At 47.0% G+C, this 21,904-nt stretch carries 14 protein-coding genes and 1 tRNA gene; 11 read left to right on the top strand and 4 right to left on the bottom strand.

Annotated elements, in window-relative coordinates; all coding sequences use genetic code 11:
* The first annotated feature begins 325 nt into the window (after window positions 1-325).
* Window positions 326-2,221 (top strand): SurA N-terminal domain-containing protein, encoded by a 1,896-nt coding sequence (locus tag ACXLDX_RS00950; RefSeq protein WP_457575313.1) that lies wholly within the window; start codon window positions 326-328, stop codon window positions 2,219-2,221.
* Between the two features lie 137 nt (window positions 2,222-2,358).
* On the opposite strand, the gene ACXLDX_RS00945 is transcribed toward ACXLDX_RS00950, so the two are convergent.
* Window positions 2,359-3,057, bottom strand: coding sequence for a recombinase family protein (locus ACXLDX_RS00945; RefSeq protein WP_457575312.1), 699 nt, complete (start codon window positions 3,055-3,057; stop codon window positions 2,359-2,361).
* Between the two features lie 595 nt (window positions 3,058-3,652).
* Between ACXLDX_RS00945 and ACXLDX_RS00940 the strand changes: the two genes are divergently transcribed.
* The 3 genes from ACXLDX_RS00940 to ACXLDX_RS00930 all read left to right on the top strand — a co-directional run bounded on the left by ACXLDX_RS00940 (window position 3,653) and on the right by ACXLDX_RS00930 (window position 10,994).
* Window positions 3,653-7,813 carry a DEAD/DEAH box helicase gene (locus ACXLDX_RS00940; protein ID WP_457575311.1) on the top strand — a complete coding sequence of 1,387 codons (4,161 nt, stop codon included), beginning with the start codon at window positions 3,653-3,655 and terminating at the stop codon, window positions 7,811-7,813.
* Window positions 7,814-8,001: 188 nt separating this feature from the next.
* Complete coding sequence (locus ACXLDX_RS00935; protein WP_457575310.1) at window positions 8,002-8,835, top strand: transporter substrate-binding domain-containing protein; 834 nt, start codon at window positions 8,002-8,004, stop codon at window positions 8,833-8,835.
* On the top strand, window positions 8,832-10,994 hold the full coding sequence (locus tag ACXLDX_RS00930) for a hybrid sensor histidine kinase/response regulator (RefSeq protein WP_457575309.1): 2,163 nt from the start codon (window positions 8,832-8,834) through the stop codon (window positions 10,992-10,994). Before ACXLDX_RS00935 ends, ACXLDX_RS00930 begins: the two co-directional genes overlap by 4 nt.
* A 147-nt stretch (window positions 10,995-11,141) precedes the next feature.
* On the opposite strand, the gene ACXLDX_RS00925 is transcribed toward ACXLDX_RS00930, so the two are convergent.
* The 3 genes from ACXLDX_RS00925 to ACXLDX_RS00915 all read right to left on the bottom strand — a co-directional run bounded on the left by ACXLDX_RS00925 (window position 11,142) and on the right by ACXLDX_RS00915 (window position 14,117).
* Window positions 11,142-11,540: a cereblon family protein gene (locus tag ACXLDX_RS00925; RefSeq protein ID WP_457575308.1), complete on the bottom strand. Its 399-nt coding sequence runs from the start codon at window positions 11,538-11,540 to the stop codon at window positions 11,142-11,144.
* Between the two features lie 183 nt (window positions 11,541-11,723).
* Window positions 11,724-13,280, bottom strand: coding sequence for a uroporphyrinogen-III C-methyltransferase (cobA, locus tag ACXLDX_RS00920; RefSeq protein WP_457575307.1), 1,557 nt, complete (start codon window positions 13,278-13,280; stop codon window positions 11,724-11,726).
* Window positions 13,281-13,436: 156 nt separating this feature from the next.
* On the bottom strand, window positions 13,437-14,117 hold the full coding sequence (locus ACXLDX_RS00915) for an adenylate kinase (RefSeq protein ID WP_457575306.1): 681 nt from the start codon (window positions 14,115-14,117) through the stop codon (window positions 13,437-13,439).
* Window positions 14,118-14,704: 587 nt separating this feature from the next.
* On the opposite strand from ACXLDX_RS00915, the gene ACXLDX_RS00910 reads away from it, so the two are divergent.
* From ACXLDX_RS00910 to ACXLDX_RS00880, 7 genes are all read left to right on the top strand, one after another.
* Window positions 14,705-16,009 (top strand): homoserine dehydrogenase, encoded by a 1,305-nt coding sequence (locus ACXLDX_RS00910; RefSeq protein ID WP_457575305.1) that lies wholly within the window; start codon window positions 14,705-14,707, stop codon window positions 16,007-16,009.
* A 7-nt stretch (window positions 16,010-16,016) separates the two neighbouring features.
* Window positions 16,017-17,234 (top strand): cofactor-independent phosphoglycerate mutase, encoded by a 1,218-nt coding sequence (locus ACXLDX_RS00905; RefSeq protein WP_457575304.1) that lies wholly within the window; start codon window positions 16,017-16,019, stop codon window positions 17,232-17,234.
* Window positions 17,234-17,668 (top strand): acyl-CoA thioesterase, encoded by a 435-nt coding sequence (locus ACXLDX_RS00900; RefSeq protein ID WP_457575303.1) that lies wholly within the window; start codon window positions 17,234-17,236, stop codon window positions 17,666-17,668. Before ACXLDX_RS00905 ends, ACXLDX_RS00900 begins: the two co-directional genes overlap by 1 nt.
* A 132-nt stretch (window positions 17,669-17,800) precedes the next feature.
* Window positions 17,801-17,877, top strand: a tRNA-Met gene (locus tag ACXLDX_RS00895).
* Window positions 17,878-18,319: 442 nt separating this feature from the next.
* Entirely contained in the window at window positions 18,320-19,855 is a 1,536-nt protein-coding gene (locus tag ACXLDX_RS00890; protein ID WP_457575302.1) for a c-type cytochrome, read from the top strand.
* A complete protein-coding gene (locus tag ACXLDX_RS00885; RefSeq protein ID WP_457575301.1) occupies window positions 19,855-20,919 on the top strand; it encodes a hypothetical protein in 1,065 nt (354 codons plus the stop codon). The genes ACXLDX_RS00890 and ACXLDX_RS00885 overlap by 1 nt, the downstream gene beginning before the upstream one ends.
* Window positions 20,920-21,231: 312 nt before the next feature.
* Window positions 21,232-21,904 (top strand): c-type heme family protein (locus ACXLDX_RS00880; protein WP_457575300.1); only part of this gene is annotated, 673 nt, incomplete at its 3' end.

Below are 21,904 nucleotides of genomic sequence, written 5' to 3'. Positions count from 1 at the left end.
TCCACATATCCAAATGTATTCTTACTCAATTCTGAACTTCAGAAAATAAAAAATGATTAAAACCAGTATCACAGGAAATTACTTGCACAGGATAACAAGAAAGAGTAAATCGAACGTAATCAGTCGCAGGTGCTCCTGCTTTCCATGGTCTCTTCTGGCCGTATCAGGTGAGATTTATCGGACAGGGGAGCCTGTCAGAACATATGGAACCTGTAAACAGTTACAGTTCAGAGGTAATAAAATTATACGGTAGCCGCCCCCGTGCGCAACTGCCATTTGCAAACAGATACACCCTACAATCACCATAAAATAACAGAGTCTATTTATGCTGCAATTACTCCGAGATAAAGCACAATCCACATTTATTCAAATTATCGTTGTTATTATTGCTCTGGTTTTTATCTTCTGGGGAGTGGGAACCAATATGATGGGAAGCCGACAGGCTGCCCTTGTTGTCAATGGCGAGGAAATTTCTTTCGAACAGTTTCAACAGGCCTACGACCGTGTATACCAGAGATTGAGCGACCAGTTCGGAGGCAATGTTCCCAAAGGACTGGTGGAAACTCTTGGTGTAAAACAACAGGCAATAAATCAGCTTGTTCAGGCTGCTCTTCTCAGACAGGGTGCTGTAGAAATGGGAATAGTCGTCAGCAAGGAGGAAATCAGGAAAGTCATCCAGAACATGGTTCAGTTTCAGGAAAACGGCGTCTTCAGCATTGAACGCTACAAGGCAATTCTGGCGCAGAACAGATTGGCCCCCACCAAATTTGAGGCCTCCATGCAACATGACCGACTGGCGGAAACGGCTACCCGAAAAATCAGCAGTTTTGCAACTGTGGCCACAGACTACGAAATCAGGGACCTTTTCAACCAGATAAATGAAAAAATCGCCCTTGATTACGTAAAAATATCACCATCACTGTTTTCAGACCAGGTCGAAATAAATGATAAAATCCTGACCGACTGGTTTCAGAAAGTAAAGGATAATTATAAAACCGAACCACAACTCAAACTTAAATACCTTGCATTCACTTATGATGCAGTCGGGAAAAAAATTGAAATTGATCCCGTGGAAATTAAATCATACTACAACAGCAACAAAAAACTGTTTACCGTTAAGGAACAGCGTCATGCCCGGCATATCCTTTTCAAAGTCGAAAAAGATGATGCGGAAATGCTCAGGAAAGAAAAGGAAAAAACAGCCGCCGAGGTTCTTAAACTGGCCAGAGGCGGTAGAGATTTTGCCGAGCTGGCAAAAGAATATTCGGAAGGTCCGAGCAGGGAGAGTGGAGGAGATCTCGGATTCTTTGAAAAAGGCAGCATGGTCACTCCTTTTGATGCAGCGGTATTTGCCATGCAACCCGGAGATATCAGTGATGTCATAACAACCCGATACGGCTATCATATTATCAAACTTGAAGAAGTCAAACCGGCATCTGTCAAACCGCTTGCGGAGGTGAAAGAAAAAATAGTTCGGCTTCTGCAGCGGAAAAAAGCGGAAGAAATCGCGTTTCAGGTTGCCAACAACGCCTATGAAGGCATAATCAGTGCCGGCAGTTTGAAACAATACACAGAAAAACATCCCGACACGAAGGTCATCGAAACAGACTTTTTTACCCGTTCGAACCCTCCCCGGATTCTTGCTGATGATCCTCAATTCCTCTCCAGGTGCTTTGAACTGAACCGCGGAGAACTGAGTTCCCTCATCAAAGGGCAGTCCGGTTATGGAATCTTTTTCGCTGAAGACTTGAAAAAGCCGGAAGTTCCATCTTTTCAAGAGGTAAGAGAACGTGTACTTGCCGATTATAAACGTGAAAAAAGCATGGAACTGGCCGAAAAGAGTGCAGCAGAAATTCTTGCCCAGCTCCGTGCAGGAAAAGATTTTGCAGTTGTTGCCCCGGAACACGGGCTTGAACTTCTGCAGTCTGGATTTCTCAGCAAGAGGGAAAGAAATGGAGAGAGTGATTTTCCTGGCGAGCTTCTCGCCAAAGTATTTCTATTGTCCCCGTCGTCACCACTGCCTGAAAAACCGGAAAAAGTGAACAATGAGTTGTACGTCTTCCGCTATCTTGACAGCAAAGTCCCGGAAATGACAGAAGCATCAGAGGAAGTTGCAAAACTGAAAAATGACCTTCTGCGTTTCAAGCAGCAGCAACTGCTCTCTGCCTGGCTCATGCATCAGGAAAAAACAGCAAAAATCACCAAACATAAAAGCCTGTAGCCGGAAAAATAATAAAACAAGTGTCCGTACAGAAATTGCTCACCTGCCACGGATTTTTTCAGGCTCTTTTGTTCGTTTTTACCTCTCTGCGCGGACAAGAGCGGCTGTGAAAAGCCGGGATGACTGCGGGTGACGTTTTATTCTTTCTTTTTTTCACTTGATTTCAGCACCCTGCGAACCCCCTCATGGGAAAGCCTGACATCAAACTTTGTTTTCAGTTCTTTTGAAATATCCCTGTAGGACCACCTGTTTTTTCGCATGGTCTGAATAATTCGTATAATTTTCTGCTGTTCGGGATTCTTGACTAGAAATCCTCTGCTGCCCACCTTCCAACCAAAAGGCACCGGCCCCCCTAAATATTTTCCCTGCTCTTTCCTGAGCTGTTTCGTTGCCCGTATTGCTTTTCCATGCTCACTGGCTTCACAGGAAGCCATGGCCTGAAGAAGTTTTCCCAGTAATGCGGCCCCACCCTGATAAACCGCGAGCCTGCGTTTTTCATCAAGGGTAATACTTGTTTCAAGATCAGCGCAGTAAAGAGAAACGCCTGCTTTTCTCAGCATACGGACCAGTTTTGCCGATTCTTTCGCACCTCCCCCAAGCACCCAACGGCATTGCAGAACCAGAATAGTATCACCTGCCTGAACATGCTGAAAAAGCGCTTTACCCACAACTCTTTTTTTGAACGGGGACTTTATAGATACACCTTTTTCAACGTACAGGTCATCAAGTCCCCCCCCCAACCTTTCTGCGCATTTTTTCAACTGCTCCCGCTGTTGCTCCAGGGACACCAGCTCCTGCCCGTCAGCAGCAAGGAACACATATCCGAAAACAGTCATTATCCTCCTCCATGGCATAATCCGGTTTCTCCGACATTCAAAAATCCCGATGACACCGGCAAGACAAGTCAGTCTCCATCCAGAAATGGGGTTTTTTGCTCAATATCAAAGCGCACTGAAAATTTTACCACAGGCATCCCATTGATATTCCAAGGATAAAATTATCAGCAAAGCAAAGATCTGACAAAAGACCATTTCTGGACAGGCACTTCACATTCAGGCTACCACGTTCAATTCAATTGTCACCTTGTTATGTTAAAAAAACGTTAAAATACATATTCACCCCAAAAGTGGATAACTTACCTTGACAATTACACAATAACATATTGAAATAAAACGTTAATCAATTTCTTCATTTTCTGAAGTGCAGGAGTGGAATGCCGATTTTCCGAATCAATATTGATATCGATTTTTCCCAGTTTTTGGTTCTCTTACAGGCCGGAGAATGATATAATGGCAGGTTGATATTTCGCCTTGCCAATTACCCTGGATCCATAACGGATTCCGGGCACCATGAAAGGCTGTCTTTCGTGGGTGGCCTGAAACCTCAGGGATACGCATACAGAATTTTTCTTCTGCAACTATTACAGCAACCATGCAAATCAAAGGCTCTCTTGAGCAATATAAAAAGCTTTCTCCATTCGAACAGGCCCTGATGCAGTTTCTCTCTATTGTCTATGAACCTGCTCATTCAACACTTATTGTCAACTGCCTGCGAAAACTTGAATTAAGAAATCCCAGGGGCAACAGACCGACAGTTGCCAATCTCAACCACTATCTGACAAAATTTGAACAGATGGGCCTGCTCACTGCAAAACGACAGTGTTCCCCCGATATCACTGAAATTTTAAGTAAACTTGCAGTAAAAGAAGGTACATTCTCCCTTTACGCGAAAGCAATTCAGGATGAAGCGCCTGTTTCCTATTATTACGGTAAATGGACAACCCGATGCTGGCGGGCCATGCGCGAAATGCGCATCGGCATCTATACTCAACAGTTCAACCTGATAGATGATGCCCAGGAATTTCTGGAAAACCAGTGTCGGGAGCTGGTTGATGCTCCCCCGCCAACTGTCCAGGTTATGACAGCCCCCTTCGATGCCGACTGGTTCCGGGGGCTCCCCACCTCTTTTCAGTTCTACCTGCTCAGTGATGTTCTCCAATACGGCCACGAAACCCTCTCCGACTACCCGGAGATACTCGCATTTCTGGCGGATGAAAACGAATTTTCATCACTTGGCAGTGATGAATGTCTTCCTTTTAAAAGACTGCTTTTTATCGAACTTCTTTTCAGGGGACGGTTTTCCGAGGCGAAAGACCTCGTACTTACCCACAGAAATTCATTCCAGGGAACCGGTGCTCTCGGCTCTCTTAACTTCCTCACTGGCAGTAACACAGAGGCCATCGCTTCTTTTCAGGAGGACTTGCGTTTCCTGAAAAAATACAGCTCTGACGAAAATGTGGCATTTTTCGGCCCAACTGGTCTCTTCTATATTCTGGCACTGCTCTCAGAACAGGAAAAGGATTTCCCGGCAATCGCCAATCAGATAGGTATCGCCCTCTCTCTGTTTCGTACGGCAAAGGAAAACGACGCCTACAATTACCTGGCAACCGTTGTCAATTCCCAAATCTCGAAAGGCATGCAGGGCACCGAAATAATCCTGCCTGAAGGAAAAGACAGAAACGCATTGACTGTCGTTTTTGCCGGTCTCTGTCAATACTGGCTGAACAGTTCACTCTCTCCGGAACTGGAAAGAGCGATTCTCAATTTCTTCAACCATGCCAGAACAGGGAGCTATGATTTCTTCACCATCATACTGGGTGACATTCTGGCCACTGTCAGCCATGACAACAGTGAATATCTTGCCATAACATCTCGCCTGCGAGAAAAATCGAAAATCCTCTCCCTCCTGTCAATTCTGGAGCCGGAAGAACCGTGGAAACGCAGTCTTCAGGCGCTTATCTATGCGACATCACAGGACATAGACAACCCCCAGCAATCCATACGTCTGGTCTGGACTATCTCCTTTGAAGGAACACGAATCACCATTGGTCCACGGGAACAGAAACTGGCACCGGGGGGAGAATGGACCAAGGGGAGGCCCATTTCTCTTTCCAGACTCTACCAGACCAGCAAACTGACCTACCTCTCCCCCCAGGACAGGAAAATATGTGCGGCAATCAAAAAAGTCCACAATAACGAAACCCACAGCACCAGTTATTTTTTCGACATGGACCGAGCCCTGGTTGCCATGATCGGGCACCCCCTGCTTTTTCTCGCAGAATCCCCTTCGACACCGGTCGAGTTCGTTGCCGGAGAGCCTGAACTTCTGGTGGAAGAACGGGGAGAATTTCTCCATATCCGTTTTTCCCAGCCTGTCTCCACCGACAATATCAGTTATTTCCGGGAAACACCCACACGGGTCAAAATCATCACCATCAACGAAAACCATCGCAGAATCGCCCAGATAACAGGAAAAGACGGCATGACTGTTCCCCTGTCGGCCAGCGAACAGGTACTCACCGCCATCGGCAATATTTCCTCCTTTATGACAGTTCATTCAGCAATTGCTGCAGACAAGGCAAGCAACCGGTCCTCCAACATCACCTATGTGGAAGCCGACTCCACCATCTATATGCATCTTATCCCCTATGGCACCGGATTTCGCCTGGAGATGTTTGTCAAACCCTTTATCGAGGGAGGCCACTATCTCAAGCCGGGCCAGGGGGTGGAAAACATCATGGCCGAAGTCAAGGGAAAACGACTGCAGACCAAAAGAAATCTGGCCCTGGAAGAGGAAAGAGCCAGAGATGTTGAAGAACTCTGTCCCATTCTTGATCTTGCCATTGACATGGAGCAGGAAAATGACCGGGAATGGCACCTTCAGGACCCGGACGACTGCCTCCAGGCCCTGACTGAGCTGCAGGCCATCCGGGACAAGGTTGTTATCGAATGGCCGGAGGGGGAAAAACTCACCATCACCCATAAAGCATCCCTGGAAAATCTTAATCTGAAAATCCGCACTAACCGACAGAACTGGTTTGCCATGAGTGGCAACCTGACTCTTGACCAGGGCCAGGTCATCGAACTCAAAGAGTTGCTGGCGAAGGTCAAGGACGCCCCTGGAAGATTTGTGGAAATCGCACCGGGGCAATTCATCGCCCTGACCCAGGAATTCAAGAAACGCCTAGAAGATATGAATATCTTCGCAGACAGCATGGATGATGATTCCAGTGAGATTCTCATCCATCCTCTGGCGGCGATGCCCCTTGAAAAGCTGGCAGCGCAGGCAGTAACCGACGCCGATGATGGCTGGAAAAAACAGATTGAAAGAATACAGGCTGCACAGAACTTCACTCCGGAACTGCCCTCCACCCTGCAGGCGGAACTGCGGGATTACCAGCGGGAAGGCTTTAACTGGCTGGCAAGGCTGGCCCACTGGGGAGTAGGCGGCTGTCTTGCAGACGATATGGGCCTGGGAAAGACTCTGCAGTCGCTGGCAATTATTCTTAAACTTGCCGCAAACGGCCCGTCACTGGTAGTTGCCCCCACCTCCGTATCCACCAACTGGCAGTCGGAGGTGACCCGATTCACCCCGACCATCAATATAAAACTGTTTACCGGAAAAGATCGAAAGGAAACGGTCAGAAATCTCGGTAAATTTGATTTGCTGATTACCACTTACACTTTGCTGCAGCAGGAGAGTGAACTGCTCTCTTCGGTTAAATGGCAGACGGTCATCCTGGATGAAGCCCAGGCCATAAAAAATGCCGCAACAAAACGTTCCAAAGCTGCCATGTCCCTCCAGGCAGAATTCAAAATTATCACAACAGGGACCCCAATAGAAAACCATCTTGGAGAACTCTGGAACCTCTTCCACTTTATTAATCCCGGCCTCCTGGGAAGCCTGAACAGTTTCAACGAACGTTTTGCCATACCCATAGAACGCTACCAGGACAGGGATGCCAAACTGAAACTGAAAAAACTGATCCGCCCCTTTATTCTTCGCAGGATAAAATCCCAGGTACTGGAGGAACTGCCCTCGAGAACAGAAATCACCCTTGATGTGAAAATGAGCCCCGAAGAGGCGCATTTTTACGAGGCACTTCGACAGAATGCCATTGACCTGCTGGAAAACAGCAGAAACAGGAAAGGACGACATATCCAGATTCTTACTGAAATCATGAAACTGAGACAGGCATGCTGCAACCCCCGTCTCCTGGACAATGACACCAGTATAGAAAGTTCAAAACTGAAAGTTTTCGCTTCACTGGTGGAGGAACTCATCGGCGGAAATCACAAGGCCCTGGTTTTCAGTCAGTTCATCGGTCATCTCCGAATCATCAGGGAATATCTCGATGAACAGGGAATTTATTACCAGTATCTCGACGGCAGTACCAGTTCAAAAAAGCGCAAGGAACGGGTGGAGACCTTTCAATCCGGCCAGGGTGATCTTTTTCTCATCAGTCTGAAGGCCGGAGGCCTCGGTCTCAATCTGACCGCCGCCGACTATGTCATCCATATGGATCCCTGGTGGAATCCAGCGGTCGAAGACCAGGCCTCCGACCGGGCCCACAGAATCGGGCAGACCCGTCCCGTGACCATTTATAGACTGGTCTGCAAGGATTCCATTGAAGAAAAAATAGTCAAACTTCACCAGGAAAAACGGGATCTGGCCGGAAGCCTCCTCGAAGGCAGTGATATCAGCGCCAAAATGAAATCGGATGATCTCCTTGATCTGATCAAAGCAAGCTGATCTTTTTTTGCTTTCCCTCACTTTCAGGCAAACTCTTTGCTGAAAAAATAAATGGAAGTTGGTCATTTTTTTTTTGTTACGTATAATAGTAACAGGAAAGTAATTCCCGATCGACGATTACACGAAACATCTCTCGAGTGAGAAATCTGTTTCGTCTCCCCTGTTTCTGCTGACCGGATGCGATTGCAGTGAAAAATAACAACCCCAGAGAATTCTTCTTTATCCTCCTCTGCTCCAGTGCGGTACTCATGACACTGTTCTTTCGCTCGGCTGTTCATGAAGTTACCGCGCCTTTTGTGGAAGAACAGGAGAACAATGATTCCAATCCACAGGCAGCCGGGAAAATGGTCATTTTTTTTCAGGAAAAACGACCATACACCATCACTTCCAAAGATGGCACACGTGGACTGATTGCTACTCCGGTCACCATGCTGTTTGAAAAAATCGGCATGAACTTCGTCTGGGAAAGAATGCCGCTCAAACAGCAGATGATTCTCATCAAAAAGAACACGGTCAGGGCATGCGGGGCGGGATGGTTTAAAACTGCCGAGGGTGAAATATTCGGGAAATACACACTGCCTATATACAAAAATAAACCGTTCGTTGCCATTGCAAGAGCTGACATTCCATATCTTCACGACGTGGAAACGGTTGACAGTCTTCTCTCTGAATCAAAAATCCGCCTGCTCATCAAAGTCGGCCATCCTTACGGCCGAAAGATAACAAGACGCCTGGAAGATCTCACCCCCTGGACGGTTTATACCACTGCAGATAACCGCAGCATGCTGAAGATGATTGAGACACACCGGGCAGATTACTGCTTCATGTCCCAGGAAGAGGCCCAGGATCTCCTCCTGTTCTCCGGGCTGAACAGTGAAAAATTCAGATTAATCACCCTCAGCGACAATCCGCCGGGTAATTCTTTTTATCTCCTGTGTTCTAAACAGGTTGAGGATGGCACAATCAGACAACTGAACAACGCAATTCGGCATTTTGTCAACATCCAGAGCAATTCACCATGAATATTGCAGGACACCACACAAAACTGCCGATATGGGCCATGGGACTGCTGACAATACTGTTCTGCGTCTTTACCCTGTCATATGAAAAATATGTCTCTGAACAGGCCCAGGAAAAACTCGACCAGCACGCCCGCATCATTGCCGATGATTTATGGAATTTCAACTTTAATGGTGCCATTGAATATCTCAAGCTTGCCGCCGACTCAAATCACTATGAAAAACTTGCGGTAATCAGCCATAACGGTGAACTTTTTCAGGAAATTTCAACCTCTTTTCCGACTCCACTCGAGTCGATTCTCATCAGAATTCATCTCACCTCCAGAGTTATCCTGGTTTCGAAGATAATATATAACAACAATATTATCGGCTGGATAGAAGCCGTCTGGATCCCTGAGACATTATACACCCACCTGTTTGTATTCATTTTTTTCCAGATGATTCTTCTGGCGGTTCTGTTATACAGCAGGATAGTCGGGGAAAAGGTCAAACTCGAACATATGGTCAATGAACGGACCAATGAGTTGACCCGCTCCAACTCGATCCTGAAAAAGCAGATTGAAGAACGGATCCATGCTGAAGAAGCCTTAAGGAAAAGTGAGGAAAAATATCGATTTCTAGCTGAAAATATTGAAGATGTGATCTGGACATTGAACACGGATTTCCAATATTCGTATGTCAGCCCGGTGGCAGAAAAAATGTACGGATGGAAGCCTGAAGAGCTGATTGGATCGGAAATGGACAAGATTCTTGTGGAGGCATCCTGCACTGTCCTCCAGCAGTTTATTGAAGAGATCAATGTTTCAGAAAGAAAAGACAGCAGTCCACCACAGCCCGCCATCCTGGAACTTGAAATTAAACACAGGAACGGTTCCACAATCTGGTGTGAAGTAACAATCTCTTTTCTCTTTGATGATATTTCCGGGTTTACCGGAACCATGTGGGTGGCCAGGAACATCACTGAAAGGCGTATTGCCCAGCTGGAAAGGGAAGAGCTGCAGGAAAAGCTGGAACGATCCAAAAAAATGGAATCCCTTGGTCTCCTCGCCGGTGGAGTTGCCCATGATCTCAACAATGTGCTCTCGGGGATCGTCAGCTATCCCGATCTTATCCTGCTTGATATTGATCAGGACTCTCCCCTGCGTGAACGAATTGAAACCATACGGGATTCAGGGATAAAAGCTGCAGAAATTGTAAATGACCTGCTGACCTTGACACGTCGCGGTGTTTTTTCCACCCAGGTATTGAATCTCAATACCCTGGTAGAAGAGTACGTCTCCTCCCCTGAATACAGGAAAATGATCAGCTATCACCCTGAAATAGAAGTAAAACTTATCCTCGAAGAGAACCTGCCCAATATCAAAGGCTCCCCCACTCCCTTGAAAAAGGTCATTATGAATCTTGTCTCCAATGCGGCGGAAGCACAGGTCAGGGGTGGAGAAATTCTACTCAGGACATCCAGTCGCTGCCTGGACAAAACCCTGGAAGGATACCAGTCAATTGCCCCGGGGGAATACTCGGTCCTCAGTGTCATTGACAGGGGAGAAGGAATTAATCCGGAAGATCTGAGAAGGATTTTTGAACCGTTTTATACGAAAAAAGTCATGGGCAGAAGCGGAACGGGTCTTGGACTTACCGTTGTCTGGGGAACTATTGAGGATCACAAGGGATACATAGACATTATCAGCGATAAAAATAAAGGGACAATAATTGATGTTTATATTCCCATCTGCAGAGAGCATATTGAAAAGAGAGGAATCCCTGGAGAAGTAGAAGATTTCAAAGGAAACGGGGAGAAAATCCTTGTGGTTGACGACATTGATTACCAGCGTCGAATTGCCTGTGCCATTCTTAAACGATTAAATTATACGGTTATTTCAGTTGCCAGTGGTGAAGAGGCTGTTTCCTATCTGGAAAACGATACTGCAGATCTTGTCATGCTGGACATGATCATGGACAACGGTATGGACGGCCTGGAAACATACGAAAATATCGTTAAATTCAATCCCCGCCAGAAAGCAATAATCGCCAGTGGTTTTTCGGAAACAGACCGGGTGAAGCAGGCACAGCGCCTTGGAGCAGGACGGTATATAAAGAAACCGTATAAACTGGAATTGCTCGGTAAAATAATTCACCAGGAACTTCAAAGAGATAAAGGGTAACTACTCGCAAAAACAGCAACTCCATGATTTTATGGCCTCTGAGTTGTAATTCCTCACAGGCAGATCAACCTGAGAAAGCAGGTACATCTCCAAACCAGCTGAGTTTCATGGGTAATCAGGAATTGCTGTTCACTTCTTTCACCTGTCTCATTCCCGCAGGAGAGCCAGAATCAGGCCGAAAAACCTCGATTCATCCTGCTGATACTGCCAGCCGAGATGGACCCCGCAATTCCCGCAGAGGGCAAAACGCCAGATATATCCTTTAAACCAAGTGAATTCACTGGTTGCCGGTCCAGCCTGTACACATCCCGGGGCAATACGAAAACAACCTAAATGAAAAACCACCCCGGCAGGATTAAAAAAAGTGTGTTCATGGGCTCCATTGACTTCTATTGCCTCTCTCTTTCCGGTAATACCATATCCGCATGGTCTGCAGAAAAGGGCTTTTTCCTTTCGTTCTTCAGTCTCTCCTTTATCACCGACTGACGCATCAAGCCGTAATTGCTCACAGACACCCCAGCTTTTCACGGTCTCTTTTGTCCGCATAGGTTGGTTATGGCGAACAAAAGAGCCTGCAAAAATCTGCGGTACCTGTGAGCAATTACACATCAGAGGTGATAAAATCATAGAGCTGCTATCCCCGTGGCCAATTACATCAAGCCCTGTTCCAGATAAGGTTTCCCGTCGAAAGTCGTACAACAGACGGCAACTCTCCATTAACAATAAACCCTACTCTTTTGTATAATACTCCACAATGGACCAGACCAGCTCCGAAATAGTATATTCTTCCGCCTGAACAGTAACCTGCAATCCATTATCCGTAATCGTTTTCGCGGTTATCGGTCCTATGGCCGCAATATCAACCCCCTCCATAAGCCTTTCCAGCTCATCCTGACTTTCCGCATCCACCATGGAAAGAAAATTTCTGACCGTCGAAGAACTCGTAAAGGTGACCATATCGATTCGTCCCATTTCCAGATCAGCCCGCAGGCTCTCTTTCGGCTGAACTGCCGGACAATTCTGATATACGGGGGCAACCATGACCTGGGCTCCAGCACCCCGCAATGTTTCCGGCAATATTTCGCGGGCTTTCAGGGCACGGGGAATGAGGATATTCCGTCCCTCAACACCCTGATCAAGCAGACTTTCAGCCAGCCCCTCTCCGGTAAAGGTATTGGGTATAAGATCAGCGTTTATACCGTACTGCAGAAGGAGATCGGCCGTGCTTTTTCCCACTGCGGCAATATCAGGACCTTTCAGGTCTCTGGCATCCATACCCTTTGCATAGAGATGCTCAAAAAAATACCTGACTCCGTTTAAGGACGTAAAAAGAATCCAATGATATTCATCAAGCCGTTCCAGTTCGTCATCAAGTATTTCATAGGATTCTACCGGTTTTATATTAATGGTAGAATACTCAATACAGTCTGCTCCAAATTCTTCAAGTCCGGCAACAAGTTCACTGGCCTGTTCTCTAGTCCTGGTGACTATGATTTTTTTGCCGAAAAGAGGTCGTTTCTCGAACCAGTCGATACTCTCGCGCAGTTTAACCACTTCTCCAACAATAATAAGAGAAGGCGGTTTTATACCACTGTCCCTGACGATATCGGTAATCGTTTCCAGAGTACCGACGACAGAGCGCTGCTCGGGAGTGGAAGCCCACCTGACAACGGCCACGGGAGTTTTGGGATCGCGTCCATGTCGAATAAGATTATCCATGATAACCGGAAGATTTTTAATCCCCATATAGACAACCAGGGTACCCACTCCCGTTGCCAGTTTTTCCCAGTCAATATTTGATGTTTCCTTGGTAGGATCCTCATGTCCGGTCAGAAAAGCGACAGAGGCCGTATATCCACGATGGGTTATGGGAATCCCGGCATAGGTGGCGGCCGCTGTTGCCGATGTAACTCCGGGCACAACTTCGAAAGCGACTCCCTCCCTGTGCAGGACTTCAAGCTCCTCTCCTCCCCGACCGAAGATAAACGGATCCCCACCCTTCAGCCTGACAACGATCTTCCCCGCCTGTGCATGGTCCACCAGCATCTGGTTGATTTCGTCCTGGGTGTGGGTATGTTTCACTCCACCTTTTTTCCCAACGTATATACGTTCAGCAGAGACCGGAACATGATTCAACAGTTTCTTGCTGGCGAGGTAATCATAAAAAACGACCTCCGCCCGCTCCAGCAGTCTTTTTCCACGTACGGTTATAAGACCGGGATCCCCCGGTCCTGCACCAACCAGATATACCTTGCCGGGCCTGGTTGCATTTGGCTTCTTTTCCATAATTGATACATTCCTGACTGACTCAGGGTCCCTGGGTAAAACTCTCTCGATAAAGGCAAAAAAGGGCTTCCCCGAAGTTCGGGACAGCCCTTTGTGCCGGTTAACCGTCACTCCCGTAAGTGATAACAGCAGGAGAAGACAGGTTTAACGATGCAATTACAGCTCTTTCATTATGGCCTCGGTTACCTCCTGAATGGAAACAGAACCATCAACAGAAATAACTTTCGGCCCACCGGCCTGCTTGAAGTAATTTACAGCGGCCATTGTTCCTGTTTCTTCATCATAATAAATGCCATGACGTTTGTTAATGGCCTCTTCATCCTGATCATCAGCACGGGTCTTCAGTTCACCCCCACATACACGGCAAACAAGTTTTCCATCTTTTTCTACAGGTTTGATAGCTTCAAAAGCTATATGATTGGGATGATTATTATCATTCACACAGAGTCGACGCCCCATGATTCGCTCTTTGGCAATTTCACGATCAAGAACAATCTCAATCACGTAATCCAGGGCAAGCCCCTCTTTTTTCAAAGTTTCAGCAAGGGTAATCGCCTGGTCTTTTGAACGGGGAAAACCATCAAGAATCCAGCCATCTTTACAATCGTCCTGCTGCAGCCGGGAAATCATCATGGGAATGGTGATATCATCCGGCACCAGATCTCCCCTGTCAATATACTCTTTTGCCTTTTTCCCGAGTTCGGTCCCGCCACCGATATGCTCACGGAAGATTGCACCCGATTCAATATGAGGAATATTGAATTTTTTCTGCACGATTGCACCCTGGGTGCCTTTACCACTGCCATTCGGCCCAAAAAACAGGATGTTCTTTCCCATAATTTTCTCCTTTAAAAACAATTTGATATAAATACTTTATAAAAACGACAGTAACAGAAGAGTACATGATGCAATTACCCGATCCACAACTCCGGATTCTTTGCCCATAACAGTCCCGTCACCACTTAACTCATTTCAGGTGAACCAGACAGCGGCAAAAATATTTCCGCTGAAAAACACTCATCAATGCTCTTTCCAGGGTACCCGTGAGCAATTACAGTTCAGAAGTATTAAATTCATAGAGTTGCCGCCCCCGTAAGGAGTTACTTTCCGGGTTGTTCCCGTATGCAGAAAGCAGGGTTCAGGGCAAGTATTATAGCCGAAAAGGCACTGGCGAGCCATAAAAATATCTCCCCATAGATTTTGACTTTCACTGCTAAAGCGATTACTTTCAATATCACTTGAATCCTACACTTCAGCGCCATTGAACCATACATCGCCGGTAAACTTGCCAATTGCAGGATTCAGGTGTCATTATGACACAGGCCCAAACTCAAAAGTAATTGGTCGCAGAGGTAGCAACTCCATGATTTTATTACCTCTGAATTGTTAACGGTTACAGATAAACTCAGATCAGAATACAAACTATGAAAGAAATACGCATCGGTCTCATCGGCTTCGGGACGGTGGGCAAAGGACTCGCGCAGGCCCTGCTATCCCAGCGGGAACGACTCATTCAACGATCAGGCATCACCTTTACCCTCACGACTGTGGCTGACATAGCCCTGGACTTTCTTCCTGACGAATTCAGTAATGTTACCCTTACCCGGGACGCAAAGGACATCTTTAACGACCCGTCAATCGATATAGTTGTCGAGCTCATCGGAGGTATGGAACCGGCAAAGTCTTTTCTGCTTGAAGCCATCAACAAAGGCAAGCACGTAGTAACCGCCAACAAGGCCCTGCTCTCGGTTCATGGCCGTGAAATATTCAAGGCGGCGGCCCAGAACAACGTCGAGGTCGGATTCGAGGCCAGTGTGGGTGGGGGAATTCCTGTCATAAAAGCGTTGAAAGAAGGACTGGTAGCCAACAAAATCAATTATATAAAAGGGATAATGAACGGCACCGCGAACTATATCCTGACTAAAATGACCGATGACGGTATGGGTTTTGATGAAGTTCTGAAGGAGGCCCAGGAACTCGGTTTTGCCGAAGCCGACCCCACCTATGACGTGGAAGGTATTGATACAGCGCATAAACTGGCTATCCTCATGACTATTGCCTTCGGACTCCATGTCCACCTTGATGATATTCACGTGGAAGGAATCAGCGAGATCGAACCGACCGATATTGAGTTTGCCGGAACCCTGGGGCACCGTATCAAGCTGCTGGCTATCAGCCGAAACCACGGGAAGCATGTAGAGGCCAGGGTCCACCCCACGATGGTTCCTGATAACCATATGTTGTCCACAATCAGCGGGGCATTCAACGCCATCCAGTTTAACGGAGATACCGTCGGTGATGTTCTCCTGTATGGTCAGGGTGCCGGGATGATGCCAACAGGAAGTGCTGTAGCTGCCGATGTTGTCGACATCGGGAGAAATATTCTGCAGGACAGCGTCAACCGTGTTCCGGCCCTTTCCTACCTCCCGGACAATATGGAAGAACCGGTCATCACGCCCATGGATGAACTGGTCTGTCCCTACTATTTCCGTGTAACAGCTCTGGACAAACCGGGGGTTCTCGCCCGTATCACCTCAATTTTCGGCAGACACGGCATCTCCATCAAATCCATGGTCCAGCAGGAACATGACGCCAATGAGCCGGTCTATATTGTTTTCATGACCCACAGTGCCACGGAGGGAAATGTCAAACGGGCAATCAGGGAAATTGATGAACTCGATGTATGCACTTCACCCACGGTGAAGATCAGACTCCTCATCTCCGAATAGGCTGATAATGAAATACCTTATCCTTGTGGGTGACGGAATGGGAGACTATCCCGTCGGCGAGCTCAACGGAAAAACAGTGCTGGAAGCGGCCCGAACACCTGCCATGGATGAACTCTGCCGAAAAGGAGAGTTTTTTCTGACCAATACGGTTCCGCAGGGTTTTCCTCCGGGCAGCGATGTGGCCAACATGACTCTTATGGGCTATGATCCGGCCCGTTTCTACACGGGAAGAGCCCCCCTTGAAGCAGCATCCATGGGTATAAGGCTTGCACAGGATGAGATTGTCTTCCGCTGCAATCTTGTAACTCTGGATCTGATTGACGATAAGGCTGCAATGCGCGATTTCTCAGCGGGTCATATCAGTACTGAAGAAGCCCATAAGTTGATAACCAGTCTGGAAGCGGAGTGCACCGATGACCGCTTTCATTTCAAACCGGGAATAAGCTATCGCCACCTCCTTGTTTTCAGAGGAGAACACCCCGGTTTCACCACCGTCCCGCCCCATGACCATATCGAAAAGGATGTCACGGAATTCCGGCAACGCTATCTCGACAGTCCCGGCTGGTCTGAACTTGTCAGCAATTGCGGTGAGATTCTCAAAAACCATCCTGTAAATATGAAACGCCTCAAAGAGGGGAAAAACCCGGCCAACCACATCTGGCTGTGGGGAGAAGGGAAAATGATTGACGCGCCCTCACTGACAAAACGATTCAGTATCAGCGGCTCCATGATCAGCGCCGTTGACCTGCTCAAAGGACTGGGAGTCATCGGCGGTCTTGATGTCATCAATGTGCCCGGTGCAACCGGCTATATTGACACAAACTACGAGGGCAAGGCCCAGGCGGCAACACAATCTCTTAAAAAACATGATTTTGTTTTTGTCCACCTTGAGGCCCCCGACGAGGCGGGCCACCAAGGCTCCCTCAGTGCCAAAATACAGGCTATCGAGGATTTTGATGCCCGTATTGTCTGTCCGATTATAAACGAACTGCGCAGCCTGCAGGAAGACTTTCGCGTCATCGTCACCATGGATCATTTCACACCACTTTCCCTGCGGACCCATGTTTCCGATCCTGTCCCGACCCTGCTCTATGACTCCAGGGAGAAGGAGCCCGGTTCAGGAAAATCATTCTGTGAAAAGAACTGTCTTGCCTATGATGCCGAAAAGAATAATTCCATAAAAGAGGGTCATACCCTTATCAATAAACTTCTGGAACAGAATTGATGTCCGAGCATATTTTTACCACCGAGACCAGGGTTCTCTATGGGGACACCGACGCAGGGGGTGTCGTCTACAACGCTAATTTTCTCCGTTATTTTGAGATGGGAAGAACCGAACTGATGCGGGAGCATGTCTGTTCCTACAGGGAAATTGAAAAACTTGGCTTTGTTCTTCCCGTAACAGAATGCTGGGCCCGTTACAAGGCTCCTGCTTTTTATGACGATTTGCTCACCATTGAAACGACCGTTGCCGAAGTAACCAGGATAAAATGTAAATTCAGCTACAGGATTCTGCGAAATGAAAAAGACGGCAAACGGCCTAAACTCCTGGTCAAGGGCTTTACGGTCCATGCCGCAATAACCAGGGAAGGCAAACTGACACGCCTGCCGGAAGAAATAATCCGCAGGATAGAAGCGCTGCAGATGAAATCATCCTGAATCCGTGGCACCTTCAGTCATAAAAAGATAACTCCTCACAGGGGAAATTCTATAACCGGAATCCTGTACTTCAGAAAATGAAAAAATAACTATTTACAATATCTGCAATTGGTGTATATTGGCAAATCTCAACGCGGGGTGGAGCAGTCTGGTAGCTCGTCGGGCTCATAACCCGAAGGTCGGTGGTTCAAATCCGCCCCCCGCTACCAAAATGCAAAAGGAGTTATAAAACATTCATGTTTTATAACTCCTTTTTTTTTCTTGATTCCCCATGAAACTCAGCCAAATTGTGGATGTGCCTGTTTGATCAGGCTAGCCTACGGTCAAAAATCACTGGAAATCTCAATTGATAAGGAATTCAAATGAAAAGTATCAGTCCAGGTCATTTTATAATCAGTCTAATGTGATTTTTGAAATACGCCTGATAAAACAGGCCAAATCCCCAGGCTCACAAATAACAAGCTGAGTTTCATACGTAATCAGATTTTTTTTTGAACACATTGCAAGTTCTATCCCTGATAGTGTATTCCGGAAACATTCTTTTTTCCGGCTCAATATTTGCAAATCATAACAATTATAAGGTATCATTTTCCTGATACGTTCAGATATCACAAATAAGGGCAACAAAAAGGTTGCAAGAAAGGAGGAAATATGAATTATCCTGTCTGGTATCTGCCGGAAACCGGTGGAGGGTTTCTCATCGCCCTGATTGCCATCCTGCATGTTTTTGTCTCGCATTTTGCTGTTGGTGGTGGTCTTTATCTCATTTACTGCGAAAAGAAAGGTCTGGCCGAGAACAATCAGAAGATTCTCGATTTCACCAAACGACACGCCCGTTTTTTTCTCCTTGTAACCATGGTTTTCGGCTCAATTACCGGAGTCGGCATCTGGTTTATTATTGCCCTGGTCAATCCGGCTGGTGCCTCCCTTCTGGTTCACAATTTCGTTTTCGGCTGGGCGGCCGAGTGGGTATTCTTCTCCGTGGAAATTGCCGCTGCTTTCGTTTACTATTACATGTTTGACAAAATGGATTCTAAAACCCACCTGCAGGTGGGATGGCTCTATTTTATCAGCGCATGGATATCCCTTCTGCTTATCAACGGCATCATCGGTGTCATGCTCACACCCGGGGCCTGGGTGGAAAATCATGATTTCTGGACCGGATTCTTCAATCCTTCCTTTCTACCTTCTCTTTTTTTCCGCACCTTTATCGCCATCCTGATTGCCGGTTGTTACGGTTACCTCTCCAGTGCTTTTAGCCGTGACCGGGAAGTACATGCAGCCATGACCCGCTTCTCCGGCAGTTGGTCCCTGGCGGCTCTCATCGGTGCGATACCCAGTGGCATCTGGTATCTCTACGCCCTGCCTGTCCAGGCAAAGGATCTGGTCTTGGGAAAATCCCCAACCATTGTCTGGGTACTGCAATGGGGTCTGGTTGCAGTCATTCTTCTGCTGGTTATAACCCTTGTCGCAGGCATCCTCCGGCCCTCCTGGAATCTGAAAAGTGTCTCCATAGTCTCCATGATCTGCGGCCTGCTTATTATCGGCTCATTTGAATGGACAAGGGAAGCTGCCCGCCGTCCCTATGTCATCAATGAAGTGATGTATTCCAATTCTATCCTCAAAAAGGATATGGATAGGATCAACAGTGACGGTTATCTTAAATCCGCTCTATGGATACGCAATAGAGAACTGTCAGCCAGCAACAGAGTTGATGCCGGCAGGGAACTGTATATCCACCAGTGTTACCCATGTCACACTTTGGGAGGAAGCAATAATGATCTTATCAAATTGACCGAAAACATGAGTTATTCCGCCCTCACAAAGTATCTCGGAAAAATTCACAAACTGCGTTATTTCATGCCTCCGTTTGCAGGCACACAGGAGGAACAGAAGGCCCTTGCTGCCTTTATTGCCGGGGAACTCCATGGTAAGGACATCTCCGATACCATCCGGATTGCAGACAGCCCCCTTGCCAGGGGAAGGCTGCTCTTTGAAGATAACTGTTCCGCCTGCCATGAACCAGATGATCTGGCACCAGCCTTTGAAGAGGAAGATGTCAATTCGATTGCATCCACTCTTCTCACCCTTGATGAAATTTCCGATGAAATGACACCATTTGACGGTACAGAAAAAGAACGATCGGAACTTGCCGAATACCTGGACAGTCTCAAAGGAGGTCAATAATGGAAAACCTGCTTATCCCACATACTGATACAATACCGGCGGCCTGGGGCTGGTTCCAGTTCCTGCTGCTCCTTACCTTTCCTCTCCATCTTCTCACCATGAATGCGATGCTTGGCGGCCTGATCCTGGGAGTGATACAACATTTCAAAGGTGGTGAAATCCGGTTGCGTCTTGCCCATCGGATAGCTATTGTACTGCCACTGATTATCGCCACTACGGTCAACCTCGGAGTTGCGCCCTTCCTCTTTGCCCAGGTTCTTTATGGTCAATTTCTCTACACCAGTTCCGTCCTTATGGGTTTTATCTGGATACTCGTTATCCCGGCACTCATTATTGCCTATTACGGAGCCTACCTGTACGATTTCCGCTTTGTGCAGCTTGGCCGGGCAGGAATATGGATCGGAACCCTTGTCTCCATTCTTTTCCTGGCCATCGGCTGGGCTTTTTCCAACAATATGCTTCTCATGCTTCTTCCCCGGACATACACAGGCTACTTTGATCATATGAACGGCACTCTCCTGGCAACAGGCCATATTAATTTTCTCCCCAGATATCTCCATATGATGCTGGGAAGTATAGCCATTGGAGGTCTGTTCGTGGCCCTGCTCGGCCGGTTCAAAGCCGGCCGAAATCCTGAGCTGGCAGATCATGCCCTGCACTACGGCATGCGAAGCTTTCTCATCTGTACCATCATCAATATCCTGGCGGGGACCTGGTATCTCTTTTCTCTTCCGGTGACTGTCATGCGGCTCTTTCTGGGTGGACAGGGGGGGCCGACCGCTGTTTTTATTCTCAGCCTGCTTCTGATTGCAGGGATCATCTATGGAGCTGTTAAGGAAAAACTGATGGTGACATTGTCCGGAGCTGTCATCCTTGTCATATTGATGACTTTTATCCGCTCATGGGTCCGTTCCGGTTTCCTGGCGGACTGGTTCAGCCTGGACCAATTGCAACTTGCCCCGCAATACTCGTCAATGGTCTTCTTCTTTGCTACTCTGGCAGTGGGTATCATCTGCCTGATCTGGCTCCTGCGAAAAACAGTCTCAGCTCTCAATCAACCGTAAAAAAACAACATTGTTACTCGATTTCAGTATGTTTCCCCAGAAACATACTGAAATCGGATGAAAACAATGAATCGTAATTTCTGACCGACAAAATAAACTTTGCATCTTCGGCAGGAAAGTGAAAACTCCAAACTTACCGATTACAGGATTACTATCATAATACGTTGATTTACAATTTAAAATTGTCTTTTTCATTTTCTGGAGTACAGGATTTCGGTAATAATCATTGACCTTGACTTTCATTTCCCTTTCACCGAAAATAATATAACCGGCAGTACCTACAATCCATTGTTACTGAATTTCCAACAAGAGATGCGGGCATACACAATCAAAAACAACATCACCATTATCAGCATTCTTGCCTGCGGCCTCTATTCATTTTTCCTTGGACTCTGCTTTTATTTTGATACTGTCCAGGAAAAGAAAACCACCATGGAGGTGGCTCGCAATAGAGCGCTGACTGTTTACAAAAAAGATCTGGCTTTTCGATCATGGGCTGTAGAACATGGCGGTGTATATATTGTCCAAGATGGCGTCGACTCTCCCCATCGCCATCTGAAAACCACTCCGGAACGTGAATTTCTCACCCCGTCCGGTAAAAAACTTGTCCTCGTCAATCCCGCATCCATTCTTCAACAGGTCTCTGAAAATTTCAATAGACTGAACAAAGGAAATAACCAGCTTCCAAGCCTGAAAATAATTGACGGCAATACGACAACTGACGGATGGGAAAGTGAAGCTGCAGCACGGATATCCGCAGGCAGCCAGGAAGTTTTCCTGACTGCATTATCCCGGAAAGATCCTATATTTCGACTGATAAAACCAATCAGGCTCCGACAGAACTGCCTGCGTTGCCACGGCCCGGATGGATACAGAGAAGGGGATATAAAAAGTATTGTATCGATCACTGTACCATTACAGCCATACCTGAAAAAGGAACAGGAAAATATCAAGTTTCTCTTTCTCCTGCATTTTGCTTTCTGGA

This window comes from Desulfomarina sp., from assembly GCF_054039375.1.
Note: the sequence above shows the minus strand (reverse complement) of the source record. Positions and strands in the feature narration are given on the sequence as shown.

Coding starts and splice junctions, on each gene's coding strand:
- ACXLDX_RS00950 (WP_457575313.1), top strand. CDS start 326: ATGCTGCAATTACTCCGAGATAAAGCACAATCCACATTTATTCAAATT.
- ACXLDX_RS00945 (WP_457575312.1), bottom strand. CDS start 3,057: ATGACTGTTTTCGGATATGTGTTCCTTGCTGCTGACGGGCAGGAGCTG.
- ACXLDX_RS00940 (WP_457575311.1), top strand. CDS start 3,653: ATGCAAATCAAAGGCTCTCTTGAGCAATATAAAAAGCTTTCTCCATTC.
- ACXLDX_RS00930 (WP_457575309.1), top strand. CDS start 8,832: ATGAATATTGCAGGACACCACACAAAACTGCCGATATGGGCCATGGGA.
- ACXLDX_RS00925 (WP_457575308.1), bottom strand. CDS start 11,540: ATGCGGACAAAAGAGACCGTGAAAAGCTGGGGTGTCTGTGAGCAATTA.
- cobA (WP_457575307.1), bottom strand. CDS start 13,280: ATGGAAAAGAAGCCAAATGCAACCAGGCCCGGCAAGGTATATCTGGTT.
- ACXLDX_RS00915 (WP_457575306.1), bottom strand. CDS start 14,117: ATGGGAAAGAACATCCTGTTTTTTGGGCCGAATGGCAGTGGTAAAGGC.
- ACXLDX_RS00910 (WP_457575305.1), top strand. CDS start 14,705: ATGAAAGAAATACGCATCGGTCTCATCGGCTTCGGGACGGTGGGCAAA.
- ACXLDX_RS00905 (WP_457575304.1), top strand. CDS start 16,017: ATGAAATACCTTATCCTTGTGGGTGACGGAATGGGAGACTATCCCGTC.
- ACXLDX_RS00900 (WP_457575303.1), top strand. CDS start 17,234: ATGTCCGAGCATATTTTTACCACCGAGACCAGGGTTCTCTATGGGGAC.
- ACXLDX_RS00890 (WP_457575302.1), top strand. CDS start 18,320: ATGAATTATCCTGTCTGGTATCTGCCGGAAACCGGTGGAGGGTTTCTC.
- ACXLDX_RS00885 (WP_457575301.1), top strand. CDS start 19,855: ATGGAAAACCTGCTTATCCCACATACTGATACAATACCGGCGGCCTGG.